Origin of the sequence: Pseudomonas sp. R62 (assembly GCF_000257605.1) — a bacterium.
Classification (GTDB): domain Bacteria; phylum Pseudomonadota; class Gammaproteobacteria; order Pseudomonadales; family Pseudomonadaceae; genus Aquipseudomonas; species Aquipseudomonas atacamensis.
Genome location: NZ_JH635998.1, coordinates 2,234,538 through 2,241,935, shown reverse-complemented (window position 1 = coordinate 2,241,935; position 7,398 = coordinate 2,234,538). Strand labels below are relative to the sequence as shown.

Here is a 7,398-nt window from a genome sequence, read left to right as displayed (position 1 = left end):
GGAAAATTCGCCAATCTGTGACAGACCCATGCCGACTCGCAGTGAGGTCCGTCCGTCGTTGCCAGCGATAAACGCACCGAGGCCGCAGGACAACATCTTGCCCAGCACCACGGCCACGGTGATTACCGCAATCGGCCAGGCGTATTCGATGAGAATCAGCGGGTCGAGCATCAGCCCGATGGCGACAAAAAAGATCGCACTGAACAGGTCGCGAACCGGCTCGACCAATCGTTCGATTTTCAGCAATTGCCGCGACTCAGCCATGATCGCGCCGATCAGGAAAGCGCCGAGCACCATGCTGTATTCAAGCTTGACCACCAGCAGGCAGAAGCCGAAACACAGGCCGAGTACGGTGATCAACAGCATCTCGTTGCTTTCGAATTTCGCCACATAAGCCAGCAGACGCGGCACCAACAGAATGCCGATGACCAGCGCGACGATCATGAACAGCGACAGCTTGCCGACCGTGGAAAACACTTCGCCCGAGCTCACCGTGCCGCTGACGGCGATGCTCGACAGCAGCGCGATGATGCCGATGCCAAGGATGTCCTCGACAATCAGCACACCGAAGATCAACTGCGCAAAGCGCTCGTTCTTCATCTTCAGGTCATTCAGCGCTTTGACAATGATGGTGGTTGAGGAGATCGCCAGAATCGCGCCGAGAAACAACGAATCCATGGTGTTCCAGTCGAACCAGCGACCGATTTCGTAGCCGATCCAGATCATCAGGATGATCTCGAGAAACGCGGCAATGAACGCCGTTGCCCCAACCTTGAACAACTTGCGCAGGCTGAACTCCAGGCCGAGGCAGAACATCAGGAAGATCACCCCGAGTTCGGCCAGGATCTTGATGGTTTCTTCGTCGTGAATCAGGCCGAACGGCGGCGTATGCGGGCCGATGATGAAGCCGGCGACGATATAGCCGAGTACCACCGGTTGTTTGAAACGATGAAACAGTACGGTCACCACGCCCGCGACCAGCATGATCACTGCCAGATCCTGAATGAAACTGATGGCATGCATGGCGTGGGCTCCTTGATGACGAGGCGCGCGGACAGACGTCAGACGTTCTGCGCGAGCAGGTAAAAATCCGCTTTTGATGTAGGAATTGCCCTTGGGCAGGGCTTTTGCAGGTTAACACCGCGACTTCGCTCTGGAAGCCGGTGCAATATATGGAAACAGATCGCTACCGGCGTGACGGCGGCCCGCCGCGCGGCGTCCCGATAACGGTGCTTTTTGAAAAGCCACCAGGTGCCCGCAGAGGCGCTTCCTGCAATCAGCCTTGATCCGTGAGAACGTTATGGAACCCGGAAACGCCCAGCTGTCGATGACGGTACTGATGACCCCCGACATGGCCAACTTCTCTGGCAATGTCCACGGCGGCACCCTGCTCAAATACCTCGACGAAGTGGCTTACGCCTGCGCCAGCCGTTATGCCGGGCGCTACGTGGTGACCCTGTCGGTGGATCAGGTGATTTTCCGCGAGCCGATTCATGTCGGCGAACTGGTGACGTTCCTCGCCTCGGTCAACTACACCGGCAACACGTCGATGGAAGTTGGCATCAAAGTGGTCACCGAAAATATCCGCGAACGCTCGGTGCGCCACACCAACAGCTGCTTCTTCACCATGGTCGCGGTGGATGATCAGCGCAAACCGGCCGCCGTGCCGCCGTTGCAACCGCAGAACAGCGAAGACAAACGCCGCTTCATGCAGGCGCAGCAGCGCCGACAGATTCGTCAGGAACTGGAGAAGCGTTATCAGGAGATCAAGGGCGACGCCTGATCAGCCTTGATTGATGTTGCCTGACAAATGGCTTTCGCGAGCAGGCTCGCTCCCACATTTGGAATGCATTCTTCCTGTGGGAGCGAGCCTGCTCGCGAATAAAGACGACCCGGTCTCAGAGACTGATCGCTGTAGCCTCGAATTTCACCCGCGGATGCGCAATGCGATCCTGCGCCCGCACCAGTTGCAGCTCGTAACTGGCGCACGCCTGGGTTTCCAGCAACACCTCATGCACTGCCGCTGCGGTGAATTCGAACGCTGCCAGCAGGCTGTCGCCCAGCAACACCCGCGCCAGGAACAGGCCAGAGGTCAGATCGCCGACGCCCACTGGCTGACGTGGAAACGCCAGCAACGGACGGCGCAGATGCCAGCTGCCCTCGGCGGTCACCAACAACATTTCGAAGCCATCCGCCGGTTTGCCCGGGTAATCCAGGTGCTTGACCAGTACCGCTTTCGGCCCGCGCGCCAGCAGCGCTCGTGCCATCGCCAAGCAATCGAACAACGACTGCGGCTTGCGCCCGGAAAAACTGTCCAGCTCCAATTGGTTCGGGCACATGATGTCCGCCACGGCCGCAGCTTCATCGAGGAGGAAATCGCTGACCTCGGTGGGCACGCTGCAACCCTTTTCCGGATGACCCATGACCGGATCACACAGGTACAGCATCTTCGGATTGACCGCTTTGATCCGCGCCACACCGCTGAGAATCGCCCGTCCCTGCGCGGCGCTGCCGAGGTAGCCGGAGAGCACCGCGTCGCAGTTGCCCAGCTCGCCAATTGCGGCGATGCCTTCGATCAGCTCGGGAATCCGCTGCGGCGCCAGCACTTCACCGGCCCACTGACCATACTGGGTGTGGTTGGAGAACTGCACGGTGTTGAGCGGCCAGACATTGACCCCGACGCGCTGCATCGGAAAAACCGCAGCGCTGTTGCCGGCGTGGCCAAACACCACGTGGGACTGGATGGCGAGCAGATGAGGCGTACGTTTCATTCGGGTCATTCCGTAAAACGATTGAAATTCAAGCCGCGCAGTATGCGACGAAACACAGCCTGTACGACAGACCGGCGAGACAGTTAAGCTGACGCCATCATTTGGAGTTCGATGTCGATGCTGACCCTGGAAAACATCTTCGTGCTGATGCTGTTCGCCGCCGCTGGTGCCTGGCTATGGCACAACCACGGCTTGCGCGAGCGCGCGCTGGAGCGGGTCAAGCAGCATTGCACCAATGTTGGCGTTGAACTGCTGGACGGTAACGTCGCGCTGAAAAAGATCGGTCTGATCAGGGATGCCAACGGTCGCCGGCGACTGGCGCGGGTCTACAACTTCGAGTTCACCGTGACCGGCGAAAGCCGCCACAACGGCACCGTCACCCAGTTCGGCGCGCACAGTGCGCAGATTGAACTGGCGCCCTACCCGGCGCCGTTCGACGATACGCCGCCGGTGGTCGAAGTCCACAAGCCTCGGGCGGAAGTCATCGAGCTGAGCCAGTGGCGCCAGGAACATACCAAGTGGAAGCCTTGAGCTGACTCACTGAATCCGGCATTCAGCCAAACCGGCTTGCAGCTGTTCGATGTTCTGCGGTTCAGCGAAGATCAGCTCGATTCTTGAGTCTTTTCGCCATTCGCTGGCTTGCCAACTCAGCTCGGCATGCTCCAGCGCATTGCCCGAAACCCAGCCATCCGTGCTGTGGATAAGCAGTTTGGCCCGCTTCCAGTCCAGCGCGCTCAGCCAATCGGCGATGCGTGCTTGATCAAATACCTGCCGCGGATGCCAGCGCCAACCGATGCTCCACCCACCCTCCTGCGCCTGACTCAGGCAAATCGGTTCGGCCGGATCGCTCCAGACCGCTGGCAGCTGTGCCAATCCAGTCGGCAGCGGCAGATGCCCTGCGCCTTCGTTCGCTTTTACTGCCAGCCCCGGCAGCTCGCTCAGAGGCAGTTGCGCTTGCTGCGTCCAGATCAGTCTGACGGGCGGCAACTGGCTGGCGATTCTGTCTCGAGCCGTTTCATCAAGATCTTCGGCCTTGTTCAACAACAGCAAACCCGCGCTGGCCAACGCTTGCTGCTGGGCGTCCGGCAGGGTTCTACCCGCGTGCAATGCCTGAGCGTCCAGAACCAGCACACAGGGCTGAACCGCCAGCACGCCCAGCCACGGCGCCTCGTTCAATTGCTTGAGCAACTGCGCCGGATGGCCCAGCCCGGATGGCTCGATAAACAGTCGATCTGGCCTGGCCTTGCGCAGCAGGCGGCCGAGGCCGATCTGGAATGGCGCGCCATTGACGCAACACAGGCAGCCCCCGGCCACCTCACCCAGTGCGATACCATCGGCGTCATTCGTCAGCAATGCAGCATCCAGACCGATCTGGCCGAACTCGTTGATCAGCACCGCCCAGCGCTCGTCCGCAGGCCGTTGCGCCAGCAACTGGCGAATCAGGCTGGTCTTGCCGGCGCCCAACGGGCCGGCGATGACGTGGGTCGGAATGTTCTGCAACATGGCGGGTACTTTCTGCGGACAGTTATTGAGGAGATCGAAGATGCGCTGGTCGGGATGGTCGTTGCTGTTGGCGCTGCTGTCGAGTGAAGCGTGGGCTCAGGCCTGCGTGGTGCACACACAGGGCGAACGGCTCGACGTCAAAGTCTGTCAGCAGAACCGGACGATTCCGCAGAAATTGTTCAATGACGGCTTCTGCCAACCGACGCTGGCCGGGCAGAAGGTCGAGGTGCAATACGTCGACCAGTGCCCCAGCGGCGCTTTCGGCGTGTGCAGCAACGCGCAAGTCGCCAATATGCCCTATCGCCAGGATATCCACTATTACGGCGTGGCCACTGATGCGGCGTATCTCAAGCCTTATTGCGAAGGCCAGAGCCAGGGCGCCTGGCGCAAGCCCTGATGTGTCAGCCGAGCCAGTCGAGGGTCAGCAACAGACGGCGTTCACCGGGTGCCGGTTGCGGCGAACGATGGATCAGGCCGAAGCCTTCATTGCCGTGCCATTTTTCGCCTTTGAGCAGCGCGACGTCGCCGCTGTTGAGCTGACGAATCGACGCTGCACCTTGCGGTTCGGCATTGGCCTGGCCAAGTTGCAGGCGATCCATCGCGCCCTCCTCAAGCCATTGGCTGCCGATGCCAGCGTAAGTTGTGATCAAGCGCACCGGCACGTGATCGACGTGGAAGCGCGGACACATGGCCTTGTCCAGCACACGCAAACGCACGCCGATACGCCGCGCACCGAGCAGGCAGGCGAAGGCACTGATCAGCCATTTAAGATCGCTCACGAAACCTTCGAAACCTTGCAGATCACGCAGCCCTGCAGCCAGACCGGCGAGATCCGGTTCGGCATCTTCGTCGGGCAATTCCAGACACAGCGACTCGGCCAAGGGCTCGTTGAGTGACAGCACCAATTGCGCAAAATCGGCAATGTGCACGGGCAGCTGACGTTGCCAGACGGCGAGATTGGTCTGGTCTTCCAGGATTCGCGTCAACGTTTCCGGGGTCACGCCCTGGTGCTGATGACGGGTAAGCAGCGGCTGATCTTGGAGTGCGAGCATCAGGCGGCCTCTTCGTGCCAAGGACCGAATGGATCAGGCAGCGAACGCCAGCCTTCTACACCCATGGCCATTTCTTCGTCGGTCAGCAGACAGGCATCGAGTTCGGCGGAGAGCTGTAGGAAATCTATGTTCTGACCGATGAAAACCAGCTCCTGGCGGCAATCTCCTACGCTTGGAATCCAGTTTCCCATGATCGCCTGGGCGCTTTCCTGATCTTCGGGCCATTGATTCTTTGGCACGAAACGCCACCAGCGACCGCCGAATCCATGACGCATCAAGCCACCGGCCTGGGACCAGCTACCTGCATCGGTGGGTTTGCTGGCGAGCCAGAAGAAGCCTTTGGAGCGCAGCAGCTTGCCGTTCAGCCAAGGCCGATCAATGAAGCTGAAGAAACGTTGCGGGTGAAATGGCCGGCGCGCGCGGTAGGCCGTCGAGGCGATGCCGTATTCCTGTGTCTCCGGGACGTGCTCACCGCGCAATTCCTGTAGCCATCCGGGCGCTTGTGCGGCCTGATCGAAATCGAAACGACCGGTGTTGAGGATTTTCTCCAGGGGGATTTCGCCCATCACCATTGGAATGATTTCAGCCTGGGCATTGAGGCGCTTGAGGATGGCGGTGAGTTCTTCACGCTCGTGCTGGCTGATCAGGTCGATTTTGCTGATCAGCAGGACGTCGGCGAACTCGATCTGCTCGATCAACAGATCGGTGATGGAGCGCTCGTCTTCTTCACCGAGAATCTCGCCGCGAGAGGCGAGGCTTTCGGCCGCCTGGTAATCGAGCAGGAAATTCACACCGTCGACCACGGTGACCATGGTATCGAGGCGAGCAATGTCGGCGAGGCTTTGCCCCTGTTCATCGCGGAAGGTGAAGGTTTCAGCGACCGGAAGCGGTTCGGAAATGCCGGTGGATTCGATCAGCAAATAATCGAAACGATCCTCGCGAGCAAGTTTGCTGACTTCTTCCAGTAAATCTTCACGTAACGTACAGCAGATACAGCCATTGCTCATTTCGATGAGTTTTTCCTCAGCGCGGTTCAGGCTGACATCGCGCTGGACTTCACTGCCATCGATGTTGATCTCGCTCATATCGTTGACGATCACCGCAACGCGCAAGCCGTCTCGGTTACGTAGTACGTAATTCAAAAGTGTACTTTTTCCGGCGCCGAGAAATCCTGAAAGTACGGTGACGGGCAACTTGGCTGACATTGGATAATCCTCATAAATGGCAGCCGATTTACGCTTTTAGGTGTGCGCTTGGCGTGTTGCGCTTCATTTAACCGGGTCAAAGAAGGCATACGATTGTGATCGGCAGCTCAGGCTGGTTGCGATTTATGTTATAGTATAACAACTTGATTTTGCCAGTCCGGCAGAGGAGATTTCGCAAATTGCTGCACCACCGATCGTGGAAACTCGCAATGAACAAGGGGTTGAAATGCCTGCTTTTGAGCTTTGCCATGTCGCTGGCCAGCCAAGCACAGGCGCACATGCCGGGGCCGGCGCACTGCACACGCAGCGCTAATCTGCTGGCGTGTGTAGACGTCGACGGCAATGCCTATAGCGTCAATACGGTAGGCACCACGCTTTACCTGCGCGGATTCGAGAAGGACGGCCATCGCTATTGGGCGCAGACCAACAGCCGCTTCGGCCAATTGACCTTTTTTACCGGCATCGCCTCCGATGGCGAGGCTTGGGTTGGCTACACCCGTCGTGTCGGCTGGACAACCATCAACCGCTTCTCCAGCTCGGGCGGTAGCAGCGTAAGGTTCACTTGCAGCCGGATGACGGGCTGCTAGTGAAAACCTTTTCATGAAAAAAGCATCGCTGAATGGATTGTTATAATGTAACGTAAAAAGAGATCAATACGACGGTCTCAACCATGAATGCTCTTACTCTCCCGGATATCGCCGCCCAATCTGCACGCTTGGCACTGCCCCTCGACTGGGTAGGCATGCGTGGGATTGCTCTACCCGTTGTGCTTGAAGGCCAATGCCTCAGCGCCAGAGTCGACGCTGGCGTGAGTCTCGATGATGGTGAAGCGCGTGGTATTCACATGTCGCGCTTGTATCTGGCACT

At 58.9% G+C, this 7,398-nt stretch carries 10 protein-coding genes; 5 read left to right on the top strand and 5 right to left on the bottom strand.

The annotated features are described in order from the left end of the window. Window positions 1–1,023: cation:proton antiporter (locus tag OQK_RS11095; protein WP_016772448.1), on the bottom strand; the 1,023-nt coding region annotated here is incomplete at its 3' end. 277 nt (window positions 1,024–1,300) lie between these two features. Here OQK_RS11095 and OQK_RS11090 point away from each other — a divergent pair. Next, window positions 1,301–1,783: an acyl-CoA thioesterase gene (locus OQK_RS11090; RefSeq protein ID WP_016772447.1), complete on the top strand. Its 483-nt coding sequence runs from the start codon at window positions 1,301–1,303 to the stop codon at window positions 1,781–1,783. 115 nt (window positions 1,784–1,898) lie between these two features. Here OQK_RS11090 and pdxY read toward each other — a convergent pair whose 3' ends face one another. Then, the gene (gene pdxY / locus OQK_RS11085) at window positions 1,899–2,771 is read right to left on the bottom strand and encodes a pyridoxal kinase PdxY (protein ID WP_016772446.1); all 873 of its coding nucleotides are present in this window, start codon (window positions 2,769–2,771) and stop codon (window positions 1,899–1,901) included. A 117-nt stretch (window positions 2,772–2,888) separates the two neighbouring features. Here pdxY and OQK_RS11080 point away from each other — a divergent pair, with 117 nt between their 5' ends. Beyond that, the gene (locus OQK_RS11080) at window positions 2,889–3,302 is read left to right on the top strand and encodes a DUF3301 domain-containing protein (protein ID WP_038861179.1); all 414 of its coding nucleotides are present in this window, start codon (window positions 2,889–2,891) and stop codon (window positions 3,300–3,302) included. 6 nt (window positions 3,303–3,308) lie between these two features. On the opposite strand, the gene OQK_RS11075 is transcribed toward OQK_RS11080, so the two are convergent. Further along, complete coding sequence (locus OQK_RS11075) at window positions 3,309–4,274, bottom strand: CobW family GTP-binding protein (protein ID WP_016772444.1); 966 nt, start codon at window positions 4,272–4,274, stop codon at window positions 3,309–3,311. Window positions 4,275–4,314: 40 nt separating this feature from the next. On the opposite strand from OQK_RS11075, the gene OQK_RS11070 reads away from it, so the two are divergent. After that, the gene (locus OQK_RS11070) at window positions 4,315–4,671 is read left to right on the top strand and encodes a hypothetical protein (RefSeq protein ID WP_016772443.1); all 357 of its coding nucleotides are present in this window, start codon (window positions 4,315–4,317) and stop codon (window positions 4,669–4,671) included. Window positions 4,672–4,675: 4 nt separating this feature from the next. On the opposite strand, the gene OQK_RS11065 is transcribed toward OQK_RS11070, so the two are convergent. Together OQK_RS11065 and zigA are read right to left on the bottom strand one after the other, a co-directional pair. Then, window positions 4,676–5,326 carry a DUF1826 domain-containing protein gene (locus OQK_RS11065; RefSeq protein ID WP_038860854.1) on the bottom strand — a complete coding sequence of 217 codons (651 nt, stop codon included), beginning with the start codon at window positions 5,324–5,326 and terminating at the stop codon, window positions 4,676–4,678. After that, entirely contained in the window at window positions 5,326–6,531 is a 1,206-nt protein-coding gene (gene zigA, locus OQK_RS11060) for a zinc metallochaperone GTPase ZigA (protein WP_016772442.1), read from the bottom strand. Before zigA ends, OQK_RS11065 begins: the two co-directional genes overlap by 1 nt. Window positions 6,532–6,740: 209 nt before the next feature. Between zigA and OQK_RS11055 the strand changes: the two genes are divergently transcribed. Together OQK_RS11055 and OQK_RS29200 are read left to right on the top strand one after the other, a co-directional pair. Beyond that, window positions 6,741–7,118 carry a hypothetical protein gene (locus OQK_RS11055; RefSeq protein ID WP_016772441.1) on the top strand — a complete coding sequence of 126 codons (378 nt, stop codon included), beginning with the start codon at window positions 6,741–6,743 and terminating at the stop codon, window positions 7,116–7,118. An 83-nt stretch (window positions 7,119–7,201) separates the two neighbouring features. Continuing rightward, the coding region (locus tag OQK_RS29200) for a GTP cyclohydrolase, FolE2/MptA family (RefSeq protein ID WP_177318486.1) at window positions 7,202–7,398 on the top strand (197 nt) is incomplete at its 3' end.

Excerpts from the sequence above, each read along its gene's own strand:
- pdxY (WP_016772446.1), bottom strand. The coding sequence starts at position 2,771 with ATGAAACGTACGCCTCATCTGCTCGCCATCCAGTCCCACGTGGTGTTT.
- OQK_RS11055 (WP_016772441.1), top strand. The coding sequence starts at position 6,741 with ATGAACAAGGGGTTGAAATGCCTGCTTTTGAGCTTTGCCATGTCGCTG.
- OQK_RS11075 (WP_016772444.1), bottom strand. The coding sequence starts at position 4,274 with ATGTTGCAGAACATTCCGACCCACGTCATCGCCGGCCCGTTGGGCGCC.
- OQK_RS11070 (WP_016772443.1), top strand. The coding sequence starts at position 4,315 with ATGCGCTGGTCGGGATGGTCGTTGCTGTTGGCGCTGCTGTCGAGTGAA.
- zigA (WP_016772442.1), bottom strand. The coding sequence starts at position 6,531 with ATGTCAGCCAAGTTGCCCGTCACCGTACTTTCAGGATTTCTCGGCGCC.
- OQK_RS11065 (WP_038860854.1), bottom strand. The coding sequence starts at position 5,326 with ATGCTCGCACTCCAAGATCAGCCGCTGCTTACCCGTCATCAGCACCAG.
- OQK_RS11090 (WP_016772447.1), top strand. The coding sequence starts at position 1,301 with ATGGAACCCGGAAACGCCCAGCTGTCGATGACGGTACTGATGACCCCC.
- OQK_RS11080 (WP_038861179.1), top strand. The coding sequence starts at position 2,889 with ATGCTGACCCTGGAAAACATCTTCGTGCTGATGCTGTTCGCCGCCGCT.